The 21,971-nt window shown below is 40.8% G+C and carries 19 protein-coding genes, 1 pseudogene and 1 riboswitch; of the genes and pseudogenes, 1 reads left to right on the forward strand and 19 read right to left on the reverse strand.

Annotated features, from left to right (window positions below):
• Window positions 1–13: 13 nt before the first annotated feature.
• A pseudogene (locus ACWJAF_RS08950) lies at window positions 14–580 on the reverse strand (MFS transporter); the annotation flags it as partial.
• A 13-nt stretch (window positions 581–593) separates the two neighbouring features.
• Between ACWJAF_RS08950 and ACWJAF_RS08955 the strand changes: the two are divergent.
• Window positions 594–734, forward strand: a complete 141-nt coding sequence (locus tag ACWJAF_RS08955; RefSeq protein WP_448863369.1) for a helix-turn-helix domain-containing protein — start codon at window positions 594–596, stop codon at window positions 732–734.
• A 54-nt stretch (window positions 735–788) separates the two neighbouring features.
• Here the strand turns inward: ACWJAF_RS08955 and ACWJAF_RS08960 are convergent, their stop codons facing one another.
• The 18 genes from ACWJAF_RS08960 to ACWJAF_RS09045 all read right to left on the reverse strand — a co-directional run bounded on the left by ACWJAF_RS08960 (window position 789) and on the right by ACWJAF_RS09045 (window position 21,914).
• Entirely contained in the window at window positions 789–1,118 is a 330-nt protein-coding gene (locus ACWJAF_RS08960) for a cytochrome C biogenesis protein (protein ID WP_296033745.1), read from the reverse strand.
• A gap of 32 nt (window positions 1,119–1,150) precedes the next feature.
• Window positions 1,151–1,804, reverse strand: coding sequence for an SDR family NAD(P)-dependent oxidoreductase (locus tag ACWJAF_RS08965; protein ID WP_296033746.1), 654 nt, complete (start codon window positions 1,802–1,804; stop codon window positions 1,151–1,153).
• Between the two features lie 15 nt (window positions 1,805–1,819).
• Entirely contained in the window at window positions 1,820–2,383 is a 564-nt protein-coding gene (locus ACWJAF_RS08970; RefSeq protein ID WP_296033748.1) for an ECF transporter S component, read from the reverse strand.
• A 14-nt stretch (window positions 2,384–2,397) separates the two neighbouring features.
• Window positions 2,398–3,372, reverse strand: a complete 975-nt coding sequence (locus ACWJAF_RS08975; RefSeq protein WP_448863372.1) for a nucleoside hydrolase — start codon at window positions 3,370–3,372, stop codon at window positions 2,398–2,400.
• 135 nt (window positions 3,373–3,507) lie between these two features.
• Window positions 3,508–3,552: riboswitch (PreQ1 riboswitch) on the reverse strand.
• A gap of 165 nt (window positions 3,553–3,717) precedes the next feature.
• Entirely contained in the window at window positions 3,718–5,784 is a 2,067-nt protein-coding gene (locus tag ACWJAF_RS08980) for an efflux RND transporter permease subunit (protein ID WP_448863413.1), read from the reverse strand.
• A gap of 121 nt (window positions 5,785–5,905) precedes the next feature.
• A complete protein-coding gene (locus tag ACWJAF_RS08985; RefSeq protein WP_448863374.1) occupies window positions 5,906–8,098 on the reverse strand; it encodes an ATP-dependent helicase in 2,193 nt (730 codons plus the stop codon).
• Window positions 8,098–10,152: an ATP-binding protein gene (locus ACWJAF_RS08990; protein ID WP_448863376.1), complete on the reverse strand. Its 2,055-nt coding sequence runs from the start codon at window positions 10,150–10,152 to the stop codon at window positions 8,098–8,100. Before ACWJAF_RS08990 ends, ACWJAF_RS08985 begins: the two co-directional genes overlap by 1 nt.
• Before the next feature lie 458 nt (window positions 10,153–10,610).
• Window positions 10,611–11,981, reverse strand: coding sequence for an MATE family efflux transporter (locus ACWJAF_RS08995; protein WP_448863378.1), 1,371 nt, complete (start codon window positions 11,979–11,981; stop codon window positions 10,611–10,613).
• Entirely contained in the window at window positions 11,981–13,465 is a 1,485-nt protein-coding gene (locus ACWJAF_RS09000; RefSeq protein WP_448863380.1) for an AAA family ATPase, read from the reverse strand. The genes ACWJAF_RS08995 and ACWJAF_RS09000 overlap by 1 nt, the downstream gene beginning before the upstream one ends.
• A 132-nt stretch (window positions 13,466–13,597) precedes the next feature.
• Window positions 13,598–14,563: an arsenosugar biosynthesis radical SAM (seleno)protein ArsS gene (arsS, locus tag ACWJAF_RS09005; protein WP_448863382.1), complete on the reverse strand. Its 966-nt coding sequence runs from the start codon at window positions 14,561–14,563 to the stop codon at window positions 13,598–13,600.
• Complete coding sequence (locus tag ACWJAF_RS09010; RefSeq protein WP_296093989.1) at window positions 14,556–14,990, reverse strand: C-GCAxxG-C-C family protein; 435 nt, start codon at window positions 14,988–14,990, stop codon at window positions 14,556–14,558. Before ACWJAF_RS09010 ends, arsS begins: the two co-directional genes overlap by 8 nt.
• 79 nt (window positions 14,991–15,069) lie before the next feature.
• On the reverse strand, window positions 15,070–16,092 hold the full coding sequence (locus tag ACWJAF_RS09015; RefSeq protein WP_448863384.1) for a phosphotransferase family protein: 1,023 nt from the start codon (window positions 16,090–16,092) through the stop codon (window positions 15,070–15,072).
• Window positions 16,093–16,246: 154 nt separating this feature from the next.
• Window positions 16,247–17,578, reverse strand: coding sequence for a TIGR04283 family arsenosugar biosynthesis glycosyltransferase (locus ACWJAF_RS09020; protein ID WP_448863415.1), 1,332 nt, complete (start codon window positions 17,576–17,578; stop codon window positions 16,247–16,249).
• 104 nt (window positions 17,579–17,682) lie between these two features.
• The gene (locus ACWJAF_RS09025) at window positions 17,683–18,669 is read right to left on the reverse strand and encodes a heterodisulfide reductase-related iron-sulfur binding cluster (protein ID WP_448863386.1); all 987 of its coding nucleotides are present in this window, start codon (window positions 18,667–18,669) and stop codon (window positions 17,683–17,685) included.
• Window positions 18,659–19,339 carry a TVP38/TMEM64 family protein gene (locus ACWJAF_RS09030; RefSeq protein ID WP_448863388.1) on the reverse strand — a complete coding sequence of 227 codons (681 nt, stop codon included), beginning with the start codon at window positions 19,337–19,339 and terminating at the stop codon, window positions 18,659–18,661. Before ACWJAF_RS09030 ends, ACWJAF_RS09025 begins: the two co-directional genes overlap by 11 nt.
• Window positions 19,329–19,754: a hypothetical protein gene (locus ACWJAF_RS09035; RefSeq protein ID WP_448863390.1), complete on the reverse strand. Its 426-nt coding sequence runs from the start codon at window positions 19,752–19,754 to the stop codon at window positions 19,329–19,331. The genes ACWJAF_RS09030 and ACWJAF_RS09035 overlap by 11 nt, the downstream gene beginning before the upstream one ends.
• A gap of 107 nt (window positions 19,755–19,861) precedes the next feature.
• Window positions 19,862–20,971 (reverse strand): sulfurtransferase, encoded by a 1,110-nt coding sequence (locus ACWJAF_RS09040; RefSeq protein ID WP_296032527.1) that lies wholly within the window; start codon window positions 20,969–20,971, stop codon window positions 19,862–19,864.
• Window positions 20,972–21,044: 73 nt separating this feature from the next.
• Complete coding sequence (locus ACWJAF_RS09045; RefSeq protein WP_448863392.1) at window positions 21,045–21,914, reverse strand: rhodanese-like domain-containing protein; 870 nt, start codon at window positions 21,912–21,914, stop codon at window positions 21,045–21,047.
• Window positions 21,915–21,971: the final 57 nt, after the last annotated feature.

The following is a 21,971-nucleotide window of genomic DNA, read 5'->3' on the forward strand; positions in this document are numbered from 1 at the left end:
TTATTTGCTGTAACAAGTTTCCGGTCTTTTTCAACAAAACAGGAGTAAAAATCAAAGCAATGATCACAGGGAACATTTTCATCATGGAGAATAATCCAAGTAAAGAACCATTTCCCAGCACATGTTTCATAAAGTAAATGGCCGAACCTGTCGTAAGGTTGCTCATGAAATAATATACAATATAAATAGCTACTATTAAAATATAATATTTGTTGCCCACAAGTAGTTTCAGAGACTCTCCAAAGCTGATCTTATCATCTGCCGGCTTTGTATCATCTTTGGCAGAGGCCGTCTCTTCTTCCGGTAATTCTTTGACACACAGGCAGCTTATCGTATTCACGATAAGACCAATCACTCCACAGATGACTGCAACCATACGCCATCCGGCTGCACCACCGCCAAAGTGCTCGACCCCACCAGTTACTGCAAATCCCATTACAATATTTGTTACTACGGCAAACATAAAACGGATCGAACCAAGCTGGACTCTTTCATTCTTATTTCTCGTAATCAAAGCGGATAATGCGGAATAGGAAATTCCGTTTGCTGTATAAAAGATTGCATTTAATGCAGTATAAAAAGCGGCTTCTCTATTGCTAGAATCCACCGCTTCCATTTCAGAAATTATGGAAGAATTGCATTTTACAAATACAACTCATTTTTATAAATGTTTTAAAAACTATTATCATATGACACCAAAACAATTCCGGACGGCCGCCAAAAAACAATCCTAACTCCCTTCCCGCCAGAATTACAAAGTAACAGCATGGAAACAAACTGTTGTTTCCCTAAAAGCTCGTCCTCCAAAGCGGTATCACATTGATCACAGGCTCTTCATACGGATGTACCTTCTTCACGGCTTCAATCGTCTTATCAACATTTTCTGTATACACCGTTACTTCCACTTTCAGCTCCGGCTCGCAGCTGATCTCACCACTGGTTCCGATATACGGATCACATCCGTCAAGCGGACGCCAGTATCCTGTCACCGGACTTACTGACATGCAGGAATCATAATTTCCGATGTGCCCCGCATCTACTTCCTGCAGTGCTTTCTGTACGATTTCCAGATGTGTTGGTGGGAGAAATATTTCTAATTTACAGTATTTGAACTCCATGTTTTACCCCTCTTTTCTTTTTTATCATACTTTTATTCCGGCCATATAAAATTGCTGTTCCCTGCTTCTAATCCATCGATCAAAATATTCTGTCCTGTACAGAATCTGTTTTTCACCGCCATAAAATAAATCCATTCCGCCGCTTCCTCTACGCTCATCCAGCGTTTTAAAGGAGTCAGGTCCATAATCGCATTCCACATTTTTTCATCTTCCATCACAGGTTTATTTAGCTCTGTCATCACCCCGCCGAAATCCAGACTATTGCAGGTTGCCTGATATGGCGCAATTCTCATCGCAACATTTTTGGTATATGCCAGAACTCCACCTTTGCTTGCCGCATACTCCGGGAATTCCGAGCCGGTATGGCCGCTTGCCGAACCGATCATGATCACGGATCTGATCTCCGGCTGTACTCCGTAATGTTCTGTGATTGCAATGGTTCCTTTCAGGTTGATGTCTATATCATCTTCATTTTGCACACCTGCATTGTTGATCACAATTTGCATAGGTGGAAGCTCTGGATACAGCTGCTTATCGCGGATATCCAGCCGGTAATGTATATAATCCGGATGCTCTATCGCCGGTTCATTCCGGTCAAATCCATAGACCTTATGTCCGTTTTTTAAAAAATATTCCGCACATCCTTTTCCAATCCCGGAACTTGTACCTGTTATCAATACGTTCACTTTATACCTTCTCCTTTATAATCTCTCCATCATATTTTTCGGCAATGCCTTTGTAAGCGTACTCACTACGAACAGACAGATCACCCGGTCAATATAATCCGTAAAGAACTGAACCACAAAACATGCCCCTACCATTCCAATCGGAGTTTTAGAAAGAAGCTGCACCAGAACTGTAGACCCGGATGAGGTAATACCACCAAATAAGAATGCTGTAATGCACGAACTTACAATAGTCGATGGCAATGTGATTACCAGAGCCGCTACAAATATCCACCATTTTTTCGGCTTATATTTCCGATATACCAGACCTGTCACCAGACCAAGTATGATCCCAACAGGCGCATAATATAACGAATACACGTCAACCGTCATTCCCATGAACAGACCACTGATCACATTTGGAAGCATTCCATAGACCGGTCCTAACGTAGACGCAATGAATACAGTTCCGATACTGTCCAAATAAATCGGAAGCTTCAGTAACAATGCAAGCTGTCCGCCTGCCAGGTTAATGCATATTGCAAATGCAACGATGCAGATTTTATATGTTGATACTCTATATGTTGATGTTTTTTTCATGTCTTTCTTTCTCCCTATAACATATTTTCTAAAATATCCAGACTCTCAGGCTCTACTTCCAGTACTCTCGAAAGCATCATTTCGAAAAACCGATATGTATCTACCTGTGTTAATACCTTTGCATTCGGCTCTTTCCGGTAAAAATTCATCGAATCTACAACCGACTGCCCCAGTGATATTCCTTCTGTCTCAATCTGGACAAAGGACTCAAATCCTTCGCAGATTGAAGGATCAATAAAATATGCTACGGCGAGAGGATCATTGATCACACATCCAATGATGTGTTCCCACTGCCAGTGAAAATCAAAATAAAATTTTGTGATTTTCCTGATGAATGCACCTCTGTCTGCATTCAACCGGCACATATACTCCAGAATCGTTGGTGTCAGAACTATTTCTCTTGTCACATCCAGACCAATCATATGAATCTTTCTTCCATTCTGGTACATTGCATCATATACTTTCGCTGCCGCATCCGGATCACACCAGTAATTGTATTCCGCTACCGGCGAACAATTTCCATGGCTTTTGAATGTTCCGCCCATAGATACGAATTCTTCGATCTGATCAAATGCTACTCTGTCTTGTTCAAACAATGTTACAAGATTCGTCATTGGACCAAGTGCTATTACGGAAATGTGTCCTTCTTTCAGCTTGGATGCAAGGAATTCTACTGCTCCCATCTTCTGATGAAATCCTTCTACCTCCGGTAAAAAGCTTTCACCTAGTCCGTCTTCTCCATGCGTATCAAGTGCATTAACATACTCCCGGCGAAGCGGCTTTTCCGCGCCTATGTAGACAGGAACATCTAACCTTTCCATATGCTTCAACACTTTTTTCGCATTTTCGAATCCCATTTCTACCGGACAGTTCCCGCATACAATGGTAATTCCAACTACCTCGAGTTCTTCTGACTGCAATGCCAGCATGATAGCCAGGCTGTCATCAATGCCCGGATCACAGTCAATAATTACTTTTCTTTTTTCCATTTTTCTTTCCCTTTCTCAACCTTCTACAGGACCTGCCACTGGCAGCTCCTTACGAATGCAATGCAAATCAAAAGGCAAAAAAATACTTTTGCTTATAGAAACCCCATAAACAAAAGTAATCATACATCTTATGTACTTTGCCTAGTTTTTTATACTGGGAGGTTTTCGAACCAGTTCAAGGTCATATTTTAGCATGTTTGCATCATTATGACAATATATTTATCATTCCATCCTTTCCATTCCGGCTTTGTATATCTGATTACCGGATGTCAACGGGGACAGTAAAAAAGCCATATTTTCACGTCCCCATGGTCTACTTTGCATTTTGACAATTGGCTTTTTATCTTATTTTGGTAAAAATCCCTTACTCGTCTTCACGATCACCTTATCAAATACCATGAACATCGACGGCAATACAAAGATAACAACGATCATACTGATAATCGCACCTCTTGCCATCAGGATACACAGTGAACTGATCATGTCAATATTCGAATACAGTCCGACACCAATCGTTGCTGCGAAGAAACTCAATGCACTTACCATGATTGACTGAGCGGATGCACGGTGTGCAGTTGTGATTGCCTCATACTTTTCTGCTCCGTGGCTGCGTTCTCTTTTATATCTAGTCGTCATAAGGATCGCATAATCTACCGTAGAACCAAGCTGGATAGTACCGATAACGATCGATGCAACGAACGGAAGCTTTGTTCCTGTGTAATACGGGATTCCCATATTTACAAATATCGCAAATTCAATGACTCCAACCAGTATAATCGGAAGCGAGATGGATTTGAACAGTAATAATATAATCACAAATATAATTCCAATGGACACGATACTGACTGTCTTGAAGTCTGTGTCTGTAATATCGATCAGATCTGCTGTCAGCGGGCCTTCACCGATTAGCATTCCGCCTTTGTCATATTTGTGAAGGATCTTGTTCAGTTCTTTGATCTGTGCGTTCAGTTCATCGGATGCTACTTTATATTCTGAATTAACCAGCAGAAGCTGATACTTATCATTCTTAAGCATCTCGGTTACAGATTCCGGGATCATACTCTGCGGAATCGATGGTCCGATCAGTGCATCCAGTCCAAGTGCCCATTTTACACCGTCTACTTCGTCCATCTTATTGATCATCCTGGCTACTTCGGAAGACTCTACGGAACTGTCCACCAGGATCATATGTGTGGTATTCATATCATAATCTGCTTTCAGCTTTTCATTCGCAATGATACTCGGAAGGTCCTTTGGCAGTGTCTCATCCAGATTGTAATATACCGCCGTATGATTATTTCCATAAATTGCCGGGAATAAAAGTACCAGGAAAATAACCACGTAGACCATATACCGTTTCGTAACTTTGTCTGATATCTTTCCAATATTCGGAAGGATAGGCTTATGAATCGCCTTTGTAATCCATTTATCACAGCAAAGAATCATGGATGAAAGGATTGTAACGCATGCGATCACACCAAGGATAACACCTTTTACCATAACCACTCCGATATCCATACCAAGTGTAAATGTCATAAAGCAAAGTGCAATAAATCCTGCCACAGTTGTAACAGAACTTCCAATTATCGATGAAAATGTCTGGGAAATCGCATGTGCCATCGCCCGTTCTTTATCGCCGTCATAGCGTACCTGCTGTTCTTCATAACTATGCATCAAAAAGATAGAATAATCCAGTGTAACCCCCAGCTGTAAAACTGCTGCCAGGGCTTTCGTAATATACGAAATCTCTCCAAAGAAATAGTTACTTCCAAGATTATATACGATTGCCATTCCAATACTAAGCATGAATAACAGCGGTATAAAATACGAATCCATCGTAAGTCCAAGTACAATGACTGCCAGAATCACCGCGATCAGCACATATAACGGCGTCTCTTTTTCAGCCAGATTCTTAGTATCTGTAACAATTGCAGACATTCCACTTAAGAAACAATTCTTTCCGGCCAGTTTCCGGATTTCCCCGATTGCTTCCATTGTTCCGTCCGAAGAGGTACCTTCATCAAAGAAGATTGCCATCATCGTTCCCGTGTCTGAATTAAATACATCATAGACTTTCTTTGGGATCATGTTTTTTGGTATACTGATATCTGCCAGCGAATCGTACCACAGTACCTTCTCTACATGATCAACTTTTTCGATTTCAGACTTCAGTGCCGAGACTTCCTTATCTTCCATACCATCCACAATAAACATTGAGAATGCTCCGGTTCCAAAGTCTTTGACCAGGATATCCTGGCCCTGCATCGTCTCGATATCCTCCGGCAGATAGGTCAGCACATCATAATTAACTCTTGTATTCACATAGCCAATCCCCGCCGGAATCAAAAGCAGAATACTTATAATAAGTATTGGAATTCTAAATTTCACTACTTTTTTACCAAATGCGACCATGTTCATAACTTCCCCTCCTTTTATGAGCATATGATGTTCCGCTCTTTATGACTGTTGGTCATTTTATATCCTACCTGCACTATACATCAAAAAAGACTAACAGTCAATGTATTTTTGACCATTAGTCATTTTTAATTTCAAGCACACCAAGGCGTGCCAGAATCTTAAGATCCATACTTTTCACCGTATCTCCAAACTGGATTCTTACATAATCATCATCCATATCTGTCACAACGCCCTGTCCAAACTTTTTATGTCTGACGATCACTCCCGCTCCAAGTTCTTCTGCCAGTTCCTGATAATTTTTGCCTGTATTCCTATTCTTTTCCGGCTTCCTGCTCCCGTTATCCATATAAAAATCAACCTTATGATTCTTTCGATAACCAGCTTTTTGCTTTTCGCCATAGATTCCATGTTCCGTTCTTCCTGCCCATTCTTCCCGTACCGATTCTCTTGCTCCCGCCTTACCAAGCAATTCACTGCAGAACTTCGACGGTTTCTGGATCATGAACACATTTAACTGATCCTTCGCTCTTGTTACTCCTACATAGAAAAGGCGCCGTTCTTCTTCATAGGTCTCTATCTCTTCTTTTTCAGCCTTATAGATACTGCCCGGTACTTTCTCCGGCAGTATTCCGTCTACTACATCCATCAGATATACTGTCTCGTATTCCAGACCTTTGCTGGCATGGATCGTAGACAGAATAAATGGACAATTATAGTCCGTCTTTTTTTCCTGGATGATCATCTTCAGTTCTTCCAGACGTTCCAGTAATTTCTCCGGTGATTCTACCAGCCTTCCAATCGTCTTTACAATCTCAAGCTTACTTCCGTTCGCACCGCTGTGCTTCAGATATTCCTGATACCCCATCAGCTGCAGTATCCGGTTCACGGCCTTATCTCCAGGCTCTTTTAACATCAGTTTCATCTGCCGGTCTAAAGTCCTTATATTCTCTGCCGTATAACTTTCAAGCTGTCCATACTTTACAGCTGCTTCCAGTACCGGGATATCTTTTTCCCGGCTGATCTTTGTGATCCGGATAGCTTCTTCCTTTTTTATAAATGTTTTCAAACGGTAATATATCTGTAAAAAAAGTTCTGTATCTTTTGGATTCAATGCAAAACGAATAATATTCTGAATATCCAGCACCGTGCGGTGGGTGAAAAATGTAAGCTCTGCATTGCGCATCCGGTACGGGATATTGTGTCGTTCCAGAAGATCAATCAATGGGATCGCACATTCATTGTCCCTATATAGCACCGCCGTTTTTTCACTGCAGTCTCTTGCAATCTTTAAAAGATACGCATACTGCGCCCGTCTTGATTTTAATCTTATCTCTTTTACCGGTTCTTTTGCCTCCCTTGCCGCATACATATGCTTCTCATGCCGCATCGTGTTTTTCTGGATAAATGTATCCGCAGCTTTTACAATGTTGGCATTCGACCGGAAGTTTTCTTCCATCAGAAGTACCTTCGCCCCCGGATAATGCGTTTCAAATGACAATAATGCCTCCGGATAAGCCGCCCTGAATCCATAGATACTCTGATCCTCATCTCCGACCATAAAAAGATTCTTCGTCTTCGAAGCCAGAAGTGCAATGATCGCATGCTGGATCTTCGATGTATCCTGTGCCTCATCCACACAGATATACGGATACAGGTTCTGAAAATATGCCAGAAGCTCCCCATCCATCCGCAGCATCTTATAGGCATACAGCATCTGATCATCATAATCCATCAGGTTCACTTTCCGCATCTGCTGACAATATGCCTTATAAATTCCCGCTATCTTTATCTCTTCTTTTTCTTCCAGCTTCTGTATCTCTTCTTCTGTCAGCATCATATTTTTGATATATGTAATCAGCGTTCTTACATTCTTCAGATCACTCTCCGCCGGATATCCCATTCCATGTTCCTGACAGATCTTTACCAGCATTTTCGTCGTCTCTTTTTCATCCTTTACAAGCTCAAACGGAGTTTTACCGATGCGTCTTCCATAATACTGGATGATTCTTGCACAGATACCATTGATCGTACGGAATTCCAGACGCCCTGCAAGTTCTTCCCCAAAACGCGTGGCAAACCGCTGTCTCATATCCTTTGTTGCCGTTACGGTATACGTAACCGTCAGTATCCGTTCCGGTCTGATGCCTTTGCAATAGATCATATATCCCAGACGTGTAACCAGCACGGTAGTCTTCCCGGACCCCGGCACAGCAAGAAGCAGTACCGGCCCTTCTGTGCTCTGTACTGCTTCCTTTTGCTGTTCGTTCAGTTGTATTGGAAATGTAGCTTCAAATTCTTTCCATTCCATTATAAAAGAACCTCTTTCAATGTACGTATCAATACATGAATGTCGATTGGCTTTGCAACATGTCCGTTCATTCCTGTATCGATTGCTTTTTTCTTATCTTCGTCGAATGCATTTGCCGTCATGGCTACGATCGGGATTCTACTCCGTTCTCCGTCTAATGCGCGGATCTGCGTCGTTGCTTCGTAACCATCCATATTCGGCATCTGGATATCCATCAGTATAATGTCGTATGTATGCTCCGGCATCCGCTTAAGCTCTTCCAGACATTCTTTTCCATCTGCCGTTTTTGTGACTTCAAATCCATATTCTTCCAGAATCGTCATTGCAATCTCTGCATTCAGCTCATTATCTTCTGCAAGTAATATCTTCTTCCCTCTCAGAGCATCCGGAATCATCTGCGCAGTTTTTTCCTGTTTTTCATTCATCTGCTGCTCTGTTACAATTTTTAATGGAAGAATAACTTCAAACTTCGTTCCCTTTCCGAGTTCACTTTCTACCTCAATGCTTCCCTGCATCAGATCTACCAGTGATTTTACAATTGGAAGTCCAAGTCCTGTACCGATGATCTTACTTTCTGTTGTAGTCCGTTCTCTTGTGAACTCTTCAAAGATATGTGGCAGGTATTCTTCGCTCATTCCGATTCCGTTATCTTCAATGGTCAGCTTATAAAGCGCTCTTTCACTGGTTTCAGACGGACTCTCTGTTATCTTCATAGAGACTTTTCCACCTTCTGGTGTATATTTTATAGCATTTCCCACAATATTCAGAATGATTTCCCTTATCTTTGTCTGGTCACAGATCACATTGCTATGCTTTACATCAAGCTTGCAGTGATATTCCAGTCCCTTTTCTTTTACTGCCGGTTCGAAAACTGCACCCAGTGAATTGACCAGTTCTTCAAAATTACCTGTTTCTGACTTAAGTGTTGCCTTCCCACTTTCAATTCTTGCCATCTCAAGCACATAATTGATGATCGACAGTAAAAATGAACTCGAAGACCGGATTTTCTTCACGTAATCCATTGCCCGTTCTTTATTATCCAGATGCTTCTCCAGAAGCTCCGCAAATCCTATGATAGCATTCATAGGAGTACGGATATCATGACTCATATTGAACAGGAACCGGGTCTTTGCTTCATTTGCAGCCCTTGCTTCTCTTACGGATTTCTGTAATTTTTTCTCGTGTACATAATCCTTATATTGCTGCATTGCAAACTGGTAGTATACACTTGCCAGAAGTCCCCCAAGCGCCAGTGATATAATCACACCAAATACGATCATTCTTAATGAAATCCACCCCTCATGTGGTGCAATTTCAAAATACCACATATCATTTGGTACCGAACATTTTACCTCCAGAGAGTTGGAAGGCTTTTGCTTCCTGCTTTCTGCGATTACAATCTTTTTCCCGTTATACTTATCCTTTTTCCAGATCTGATAATCATAACCGGCATCTTCCAGTTTATTAAGCTCTGTCTCTTCCATAAACTTTTCCCAGTTAAGCACGAGAATGGAAAATCCCCAGAACTGCTTTTTACCATCCTTATCTTTTTGATATACCGGCTCGAACAGCAGTGCACCGGTTCCTCCCTGGACCAGTTCATATGGTCCTGCGATTGTATATTCGCCGCTTTTCTTTGCCTGTCTTGCTTCTTTTTTTCTAGCCGGATTCTTCAGCATATCAAGACCGATTGCTACTTCATTTCCCTCTAATGGGTATGCCTGATTCACTATGCCATCTTTTGCAAGTTCATTTGCCTCGATTACTCCATTTTCATCTCGCATAAGTTCTGAAAGTTTTTCAAATGAATCACCATCGATATTATTTCCTGACTCAATCATCTTTTTGATCAGATCCGACTCTGCCAGATACTTATTCAGTTGTGACTCTACCCTTCCTATCGTAGTCTCTGCGGTGTATTCTGCTTTTAATTTTTCTGCCTTCTCCTGATTCCGGTTCAGCGCAAATACACCAATCAGTACCACCAGAAATGCTACGATAAATACAAGCAATGTATTTCTGTATACCTGTCTCCGATTTATCTTCCGTTTCATTATTTTATACACTCATCGTTTTCTTTTGTCATTTACCCATTTTCTTCCCAGTTCACATTCTGCATATGAAAAAGAAAGAAATGTATTCGCTGCCAGACTCTTATCCAGCCCACGCAAATGTCTGTGTAAAATCAATAACAGGATGATCATGCAGCAGGTGTTTATCTCAATATAAGATATTGCATACATAATAAATCCCATTACTTTCCCGGAAAATTCCGTTATTCTTATTTATTATAGCTCTTTTTTACCTGTAACGCATTAAATATATTTATTTTCTTTCAAGAATATTACTGGAAATTTCCCACAAAAATGCCGCCAGAACTGAATATCCGGCGGCATCTATTTTATTATGTAATTTTTTACAGATACACTGTCAAATCAGCATTCATTTCACTAAATTATCAGTTTATTGCAGACGCTTTGTTGTCTTCCGGAAGTCTTGCATACTCTGGTATCTAAGTCAGCTTATGAATCCACTTATAACTTCTGAACCGCAGGAACACCGGAATCCCTTTAAAGAGCTGATCCGACTGCACCGCAACCACAACCAGTTCTACCGGTAATTTCCACACGAACGCCGAAAGCAATGAAAGCGGCATGACAATTCCCCATGTCGAGATCAGATTCATACACATGGAAAACTTTGTATCTCCTGCTCCCTGGATAATTCCAACAGATACCGGCATCTGATACGACATTCCGATCATAACCCCACTCATGACCATGATAAAATGATCTGCCAGAACTGCTGCCGTATCGTTTAATTTGTACATAGACAACAGTGGTTTTCTCAGCACGAACAATAATAGTGCCAGCACAATCCCGATGCATACATCAATCACTGACAATGTTCTTGCGTCTGATTTCACACGTTCTATGTCACCGGCTCCGATATCTTTTCCGACCACTACTGCCGATGCCGATGATATCGCAATCACAATTACCTTCAGATACTGGAAAAATGTACTGGATACCGAATTTGCCGCAATTGCATCCGAAGACAGGTGCCCAAGGATTGCAGTCTGCATAGGCACAGAGATTGCCCAGATCATTCCAGAACACATAATCGGAAGCGCCACCTTTAAGTATGCACCCCACATCTTTTTATTCTCCGGTGCGAAAGTAATGTGTAATAATTTTCCTCCAAATAAGCGGACCTTCTTATCAATCTTCCAGATATAGCATGCTACGATCAGAAGTTCCAGCGTCCTTGCCGTCAGTGTTCCGATCGCAGCTCCCCGGATTCCCATCTCCGGAAATCCGAACTTTCCAAAAATCAGTGTATAATTGATACATCCATTCGTGATGAGTGATATAACCGATATGATGAACGATATCTTTACCGTCTCTACACTCCGAAGCATTGCAATCAGCAGATTACTGATCATAAATAGGATAAACGTCCACTTTAAAAGTCCAAGATAAACTTTTCCCTCTGCAATAATCTCCGGGGATGTGGTAAAAATCCGGAGCAGCTGTTCCGGTATCACACTGCACAATACAACAATCACCACTGCAAACATCATACTGATCGTAAGTGCGACACCGGTCAGATTCCGGATCTGTCCCGTCTCTTTCTTTCCCCAGTACTGGGAACTCATCGCTACCAGTGCATTTCCGATGGAAAGCGCCAGCTGGTTCACGATAAAGAATATCTGATTCACCGTCGCAGCCCCGGATAACGCACTCTGGCTATAGCTTCCAAGCATAATATTATCCAGCATATTGACACTGTATGCCACCAGATTCTGGAGTGCTACCACGATCATAAGACGGAAAAATATTTTATAAAAATTCTTATCTCTTGTAAAAAACGTTGTACTCATTATTTTAACAGATTTCTTACCATCTCAGCGTCAAATGTAACAGATTTTACATGGTCTACTTCAATCTGATACAATGCATTTGCCGCAATATGCTCTGCTGCCTGCTCCAGATCACGGATTCCTGAAGTATTAGAATATAATTCGATTACTTCATTCAGACCTTCTTCGCTCATAATACACTCATCTTCTCTGAGGCTCATTCTCTTTAAGACCTTCGGAAGTGCGAATTTTGAGAAGATGACTTTCTTCTCTTCCGGTGTATAGTCCGGAATATCGATTACCGCAAAACGTGACATCAACGGTGCACTGATCTGTGATTTATCATTTGCTGTTGCAATTGGATATACACCTACTGTCGGGATCATACACTCGATATAGTTGTCGGTGAATCCAAGGTTATCCAAAAGTGTCAGAAGTACATCTGCCGGGTTACCATTGCCTTTTCCGGATGCTGCTTTATCAAGCTCGTTGATGATAAATACCAGATTCGATTCTCCTGCCATGGCAAATGCATCCATGATGATACCAGTCTTTGCATTAGCATAGATACGCGAGCTTCCGGTTAACTGTTCCGGATCATTAATCGAACTCATATCCAGAGTTGTCCAAGGAAGCTTCAGGATACGTGCTACCGCATAAGCAATCTGTGACTTACCTGTTCCTGCCGGTCCTACTAACAGAAGTCCATATGCCGGCAATGTATGCGTACGGTTGATCTGGATAATCGTCTCGATGATTCTCTGTTTTACACGTTCCATTCCATAGAGCTCTTCATCCAGGATCCTGCGTGCTTCATCCGGATCGATTGCTTCGAAGTAATTACTCTTCCACTGTACATTCATCATAATAGAAAGTGCTCTCTGTGCGTGGCGTCTTTCTTCAGGTGATACTTCATGAGAGCGGGCCACTGCAAGGTTACGTCTTGCCCAGAGGCGGATATTATCTGGAAGTGTTCTTCCCGCACAATTCATGAAATCCGTAATGCTCTGAAGACTTGTAAGCTTCATATCATCTCCTGCTTCATCCTCATCTTCGTCCTCTGCCTCTTCTGCAGGTGCATTACTTGCAAGGAGACGCTCGATCATAAACTGCAGGAATCCGTCTTCTGCCGATAACTTCGTTCCACCGCCGAATGCGATCTCACGGATCTTGTATACTGCATATCCTTCTTCTGTATTTTCACCGGAAAGACGGACATTGATGTGATTTTCCCCCAGCCATTTTAACAGGCTTACAAATCTTGCATCAATCTTTAAGATATCTGCACTTACGGTTCCATCTTCCTGCTGGAATTCGAACGATGTTCTCTTGATCGGATTGGTAAATACACCACAGGAATGATGATCCCATTTGCGTGCTTTATTATCCAGAACCATCATTGGTTTTTCTGCTGTTGCTTCATTTTCATTCGAGCGGATGACTGTATAGGTACATTCCGCTGGTTTCTTTTCATCTGGTGTTGAATTAAAATCAAAAACTGGCATTTGTTTTCTCCTTTTTGTATATTCTTGCATTTTCTATGCATAATTATTGTTCATACTGAATTAGTGTACCATAACATACACACTTCTTCCAGACATATTTGTCAGACAGCCTGCCTAACTCGTTGCACCACCTCAGCTGGATCCCGATCCCGCTGTACATGCATAACAATGCTTATCCATACGTATCTTTCGTATCTGATATGGCTGTCCGGTAACATCAAATATCGTCTGTCCACCAATTACAGAAAGTCCGGCCGCCAGATTAAAGTCACAATCATACAGCTGTCCGTCATAATCAACTGAGAGCTGTGTCCTGCACATCAGAGCTTCTACTGTATCTGCATTGAATGCATCAAATAATTTCTTCATATACCGCTTCAGATTACCTGATCTTCTTAAGAATGCCCCGAATCTTCCCATCGGATTATTATACAATGTATAAAGACTGTTAAATACAATGCCAAAATCCTGTGATAGTTTCTGTTTATATTCTTTTTCCATCGCTTCCTGATCTGGTGGAAAGAAAGCTCCCGCCGGATTATAGACCATATTCAATACTAATTCCGGATTTTTTCCATATCCCATCTCATTCAGGCACCGTATTACTTCAATCGCTTTATCAAACGATCCGGCTCCACGCACCTTATCCATCTCTGCCGCACGGTAATACGGAAGCGAACACACTACTTCTACTTTATTCCTTGCATATACTTCCATAAGATGCTCATATTTTTTTTCAAGAAGAATAACCAGATTCGTTCTTACTATGATATGATCACAGATTTTGCTGCTTTCTTCTATCAGATATTCCAGGTGCGGATTCATCTCTGGTGCTCCTCCGGTAATGTCTATCGTTGCAATGTTCTGCTCTTTTGCAAATGTAAGACAGGCATCCATCACTTCTTTTGACATCTCTTCGGTTCTTCCAGGTCCCGCATCCACATGACAGTGCTTACAGACCAGATTGCATTTACGCCCGATATTCATCTGTAATACATCCAGATGTTCTTCCGTGTCCATATATTTTTTATCCGGTATCGTCTCCTGAAATGGCGGAATCTCTGCCAAATCATGAAAATCCTTGATTATATCATCCATTGCAAACCTCATTCAGTATATCAATTGTATCTTTTACTACTTCCGGACAGAAATCAAACAACAGTCCCTCGTCCAATATTTTCTTCATACCTTCTGGATCTGCGATATCATGTTTTAATAAACTTTTGCAGCTACAGACGCTATATTTTTCCTGAAATTTTGTCAAAAACTCTGCTCTTTTTGCATTCATGACATCTTTTTGCTCCATATGTTCTGTATCACAGTGTCCAAAGCAAAGTCCAAGTACGATCATTGCACCTACAACTGCCCCGCAAGTTTCACCAATTCCCATTCCCCCACCGAATCCGGCTGCCATCTTGTATGCCTCTTCCTGTGTGATTCCAAGATTTTCTGCAAATGCTCCGACTACCACCTGCGAGCAGTCAATTCCTTTCATAAAAAGTTCTGCAATCTTTTCTTTTTCCATTTTTGTTCTCCTTCATTCTTCTTTTTTATTTTATCCTTTTATATTTGTACTTTTCCAAGATATTTTTTCAGTTTCCAGCTTATACATTCTTATGCTCAAGAAATTTCTCTATCTTTTCAAGGAATTCCTCCGACAGATACGCTTCCAGCTTCCGATACGTGAATTCATTTACAATCAGTTTGTCCGGCTGCTGATACTGTACCCATGCCATAGCACACCATGTAATGCCTCTTAAACATGTTATCTCTACAAATGTTTTCGTCCGTTCCTTTAGTCCCGTCGTATCAAAACGTCCTCCTACACATTCGATATAATTATCTATGAATATCTCTATCTCTTCCATACCAAGGATTACGTCTGTCTTCCAAAATGTTGTTGTCGGTGCAAGGAAATGTCCCAGATCCTGCGCCGGGTCTCCTAAAAGCGGCTTTTCCCAGTCAATCAGATAGTTTGGCTTTCCTTCCCCTCCGATCAGGAAATTGCTGGAATTCAGTTCTGTATTAATGCAGCATGCATACGTTAATTCTATATCTGACTTTCTCGCTTTTTTCCATGCCTGATCAAGCAAATCCCGGATTGTCTGTTTTGTCTTATCTTTTCCAAGTGGGGAATCCATATATGTCTTTACCATCTCCTCACACTCTTCCAGTATGGCAATGAGTGGATTTTCCGGACGTATCAATACTTTTTCAGATTCCGGGATTCTGACACTGTGGATATCTGCCAGACATTCAGCAGCATACTTCATATCTGTATGATAATCCAGTGCCTTTCCCGGAAGATATTCCATTACCATGATTCCGTGATCCAGAAGTTTTTTACTTCCGTCTACATATAATGCCTTCGGCGTTCTTCCTGAATCTTTCAGTAGCTGCAGTGCGTAGAATTCATAACCGATCTGATCTTCCAGATGCATCTGGCTTCCGCAGTTCACACGAAGCAATAGCTTCTGTCCTGTCTTTGGATGTTCAAAAATATAATTGATATTATATTCTCCCTGGGCCAGCATCTTATATTCTTCTTCCTGCTCCGTTGGCAGTCCCAGTGCCTCTCTGTAGTCTTTACTTTTTACATATTCTTTTAATCCTTTTATTCGTTCCATAGTTATTTTTTATCCTTTTTTATACCTGACATTTTACACAAAGATTCCAAAGTATGCATAAAAACCTTTCTACAAAATATATCGCAAAGTAAGGAATGTAGATTGCAGGAATGATTTGTTCTGATACTGATTTATTTTTTTATAGTGCCAGTTATCATCTTACGTCTTTATATAACTTTGATATCGTTTCTATCGGCACTCCGTCTCTGTACATCTTCCTTAACCGGTTCATCTTCCACATGACTTTTAACTGTGGTATCGTCTTTTTCGGAAATCTCCGGTCCGAGGTATAGATTCTGTGTCTGGCAATTCCAAGCTTCACTCCCATCTCCTTTAATGTAAGCGAGAACTGATAGTCCTCCATAATTGGGAGATTCGGGAACATCCCTGCCTCAAAGAATAATTCTCTGGTAATAAAGATTCCCTGATCCCCAAACATGACTTTTCTGTCTTTGATCCGGTGATTGGAAATGACTCTGCAAGTCCACATAAAGAACTGTCTGGAATGAAATGCTATACCAAAACAGCCTGCTTCATAATCTTTCATTACTTCACGGATTTCTTCCAATGGCTTTTTGGGAAGTTCACTGTCGCTGTGGAGGAAGAACAGAATATCCCCTTTACTCTCTCTGGCACCCAGATTCATCTGATTCGCCCTCCCCTTTGGCGAACGCAGGATTTTAAATGAAGGATCAATCATAGATATGGTTGCATCTGTACTTCCACCATCTACGAAAATGATCTCGCATTTTTTCTGCAACGGCAACAATTGCTCCTGCAGTTTTTCGATTGTTGTCTCTTCATTATATATCGGAACAATGACAGAAATCTTCTGCTTTTTTAAAAGATACCGGCCAGTATATGTTTTCTGAAGTGATTTCTGCACTCTCATACGGCTTCTGTAACAGGTAATGTCTTCCCTGTCATCCATATCCTGCAGCCTTCTCACATATCCAACCGTCAGTCCCGTCTCCTTTAACGGTGCTACCGTCTGTTCCAGAACATTTCCCGTACCATATGTCTTTTTTTCAAATACTTCCCTTATTGGCCTTTTCATGCCGACAAGATAATATCCTTCATCTACAGTCGGACCAAAGACTACATCATTTACATCCAGAAGTCTCAGCGCATATTCCAGATCAGAAGCCTTAAGTTCCGGTATGTCCGTTCCAATTAATACACAGGAATCATATCCGTTTCCCAGCACACATTCGATTGCCTGATACATTCTTTCTCCCAGACCTTCCCCCGTCTGCGGAATGTAATCTACTGCACCTTTAAATATAGTCTTCAGATATGCTTTTCCTCTCTGTGGTGTATAGCATACGAATATATCTGCATTTACTTTTTCACACTCCTGTGCAATGTCTTTTAGAAAATTTTCATGAAGTCTTGCACATTCCACCGGTGAAAAGTATGGCATCATTCTTGTCTTTGTCTGTCCCGGAACCGGAACTCTTGTAAATACAATCACTGCTCGTTTCATTTTCATCTGCTTCCTCTTTTTATGTTTCTGGCCTCTTTGCCTGACCGTCACAATGTGTCTGAACAATACTTTCTGCCAGATACATGTCACGCTCTATTACTGTCTTATATAAACTTTGTCTTTATACGGTTAAGCATGGACTTTCCGGTATCTGTTTTCTCATATGTCTCCATAATTTCTGTCAGAACATGGATTACGTTCCTGCAGCCGTTGCGGTTCAGATTGCCTGCACAGGATGCACAATAGCTGTATATCTTTTCACTCTCACGATCTTTTAATCCGGCATTTAACGCTTCTCCCATGTTCTTTGCAAGCTCTGGCTCTTTAACCGGTGCACAGCCTCCAAGCCCGCAGCACTGTACATTTCCAACTGGCGTAAGTCCACCACTTGCATAAGCTTCTATCTGACTTAACAGTTCTTTTTTTTCTCTGTCCGGGCATGGAAGGAATACCTTCGCCGGTGTAAGATTTTTCTTTCCAATTCCCAGTTCTTCCAGCTTTTCATAGATGCTTGTGATCTTTACCTCTGTAAGCCGAGGTTTCAGATAAGCATAGCAGTTCGGACAAAGCATGATTACTTCTTTTATTTTTCTTGTTTTTAATTCCCGGTCTATCCGGTTCATAATGCGTTTTTCATCTGCTTCCAGACCAAGTTCTGCAACCGGCTTTCCGCAACAGTCATATGCAACTCCAATACCATATGACTTTAACACATTTACCAGTTTTTTTGTCGTCTTTGGATAAAAAGAAGGAAAATTACACCCCGGAAATAAGACACTTTCCCCCTGCGCATGCCTGTAATTCCGGTATATATAATCCTTCTTTTCTTTTAAGAGTATTCCATAGCCTTTTTCTGTAAAATTTCCATCCGCTTCTTCGACTTTTTTTCTGCGTAGGTTCAGAATATATGCTCTCCCATCAATCTTCTCAGGACATACCTCTGTACATTTCCCGCATAAAAAGCAATGGTATGCAAGCTCATTAAGTTTTTCGGTATCCCCGATATCAATGCCATATTTTTTCAAAAATGCACATTGATTCTGGCAGGCATGACAATGTGTACATGTCTCCACTATATTTTTATTCTTCACTTTTTTCCTCCTGCACGTAATGCTTTTTCAGAAATGCACCAAGTCCCATCACGATCACTGCCAGAACAACTGCAATTCCAATATACAAGATACGGTTCTCTTTATCCGCAAGTCCTGCCGTTCCAACTGTATACATGGCTGTTCCCGGAAGCATAAAGATCAAAGAACAGATAGAATATGTCGAAAACTTAATATCCGTTACTCCATATGCAAAGTTCTGAAGATTATACGGAAACAGCGGAACCAGCCTCGTAATCATCAGTATGAATATTTCGTTATTTCCAGACTCGTCAAACAGCCATTTTTTCAGATATTTATTCTTCATTGCCACCGGTCTGATACTGTCCTGTAGAAAAAATCTTCCCACAATAAATGCCACCATCGCCCCAAGTGTGGTAGCAACAGAACAGCAGATTGTTCCAAGCACCGGCCCGAACACCAGTCCCGCAATTATTGCAAATGTTACACCCGGTAAAGCCAGTACTACACAACTTATAATCGTAAGCACTGTATAGATAAAAATGGCCAGTATCAGATTGTCCTTCACCATCTGCTCTAAAAATTTCAGGTTTTCTGTATTTCCAAGGTATGATGACCATCCGAAAATATGATTACAGATCAATATCAGGATGATAATCCCGATAAATATCCACATTTTTTTATTTTTCATTCTTTTTTGTCCCCACTGCAATACCATTTCTTATAATCTGCATCAGAACCGCTGCCCCAACAAGCGGCATTAAAAAGTAATATGCTGGAAGTACTTCAATTGACTTTAATACTGTAATTCCAAGATAAAAGATTCCTAGTAGTGACATAATCACAATCATCACAAGATCAAGCTTTCTCATCATTGCTTTTTTCTTCTTATATCCCGCTATAATCATCACAATAAATATAATCGTAACTACAACTGTGATATATTTCAGTATACCATAAACTGCATTTTTCTGTATCTGCATATTCTGATAATTCACCCATCGGAGCATACCTAATTTTTTTCTGGTAAAGTACTGTACCGCATACGCCCCAATCATAAATACAACAGTTAATAAATCAAGTAAAATATATACTAATTTTTTCATAGTCACTCCTTAACAACTGCCAAACGCTGTCACCGGTATTCAGTGACAGCGCTTGTAATTTTAATTATTATCATTCAAAAATTTCTTTTTTTGACTCTTATTCGACTTTATTTTGCTGCTTTTCCTGTAGGGAGTTCTCCGACTGTTGTATGTACACAATCAGCACTTGCAGGATCTCCAACCTGTACCGGATAGTCATCATGCATTAACCACTCATACCATCCACCATCGTATACAGAGATATTATCGTATCCATTTTCATAAAGTACAAGGAATGGTACGGTTGCTCTCCATCCTGTTCCACAATAGAATGCAAGATCATTATCTAATGTGAAATCGCAGTCTTTCCATACTTCTTTGAATCCGTCCAGATCTTTTACTGTTCCGTCATCGTTTGTAAAATCTGCAACGTCTGCTGCTGTCTTAGCACCTTTTCCCCATACAGCACCGTCCGGCTCGCCGGCTTTGTCCATATAGTTATAACCACTTGTCTCACCAAGCCATTCTTCTTCACTTCTGATACTTACTAATTTGAAGTTATCATCGTTTGCAAGTTTGTCTTTTGCATCTTCAATAGATGTCCAGTATTCTGGATGTGCCGGTACAGTTGTTCCGAAGTCTTTTGCTTCTGTTCCTTCATTTGTCTTTTTCTCGGTCTCATATCCGGCATTTTTCCATGCATCAATTCCACCATTTACAATTTTAACATCTTCAACACCTGCCCAGATGTAAGCGTAAGCAACACGTGCTGTTCCAGAGATATCTCCTCCGTAAAGAACAACCTTTGTATCTTTTGTAATACCATGTGAAAGAAGGTTTTTCTCAATTTCATCAGCAGAAAGAAGATTATATGCTCCTTCCTCTGATCCTGTAGCATCTTCTACCTCAACATCACCAACATAGATTGCTCCAGGAATATGACCTTTCTGGTAAGAATCACAGTCTTTTGCATCATCACCATAAGCAACTTCTGCAACAACTACATCTTCGTAGCCTTCCTGATTACCATCCTGTGCACTCTTTAACCATTCTGGCGTTACATAAACCGTCCTCTGCTCTACCGGCTCAACGTCTTTTGTCTCTTCTTTTGTGTCGGCTTTTGCCTCTGTCTTTGTATCAGATTTGCTGTCATCTGATTTTGAATTTGATCCGCATCCAATTGCAAGGGATGCAACCATTGCTGTACTTAATAATACAGCCAGTACTTTCTTTTTCATGTTTTTTGTCCTCCTGTTTGATTTCATAATATATCTAAAAGGGAGCGGTATTCCTACTCCCTTTTTCTTCGTTTTATTCTGTTACAAATGCTCCGGATACATCTCCATCTTTTGCACCATTTTCAATGATGAACAGATTGTCTGTATCAAATCCTGCATCTTTCATTACTGAAATTGCTGTCTTTGCGCATTTATTACCGCTATAACAAAGGATGTATACAGGTTCGTCTTTGTCCATCTCCTCTGTTGCCAGTTTATACATTGCTGTCTGAGCAGCCTCTGTATCAAAATCTTTCAGACTGCACTGAAGTGTTCCTTTTAAATGACCAGCTTTATATGTATCATCATCACGAACATCTAAAAATTGTACATCTTTATCTCCAATTTTGTCAACAGCATCTTTACCTGATACATATTTCCAATCGATATTTTCTTCCGTACGGTCTGTGATCAAAGCTCCACTTTCTTTACTGAGTGCCTCTGCTCCACCTTCTACTGTATAGATAGAAGTTGATTCGATTCCCGCATCTCTTAATACACCTGTTGCTTTTTCAGCTCCTCGTTTTCCGCTGTTACAAATCACGTAGATGTCTTTTCCATCATTCAGATGATCTTTTGCATAAGTTGTCATCTCATCTACTAAGGAATCATCTTCCAGAGGAAAGATTGGACACCATTCAGAATTTGCAACTCTTCCCTTCACATAGTTATCCCACTCTCTGACATCTAATACATGAACGCCATCTGCTTTTACTGTATCTGCGGCTGATACATACTGGTATTCATCATCTGCCAGTTCTTTTTTCTCGTCAGTATCTTTCTTGTCTTCTGTCTGCTCTGTCTTAGTATCGGACGTCTTATCATCCCCTTTTGATCCACATCCGACAACCATTATTCCTGTCATTGCAGCTACCAGTAATAATGTCACAATTTTCTTTTTCATGTTTTAATTTCCTCATTATCTTTCTTTTTAATCTTTTTCATACATACACTGTCGTTT

This window comes from Dorea sp., assembly GCF_977044405.1.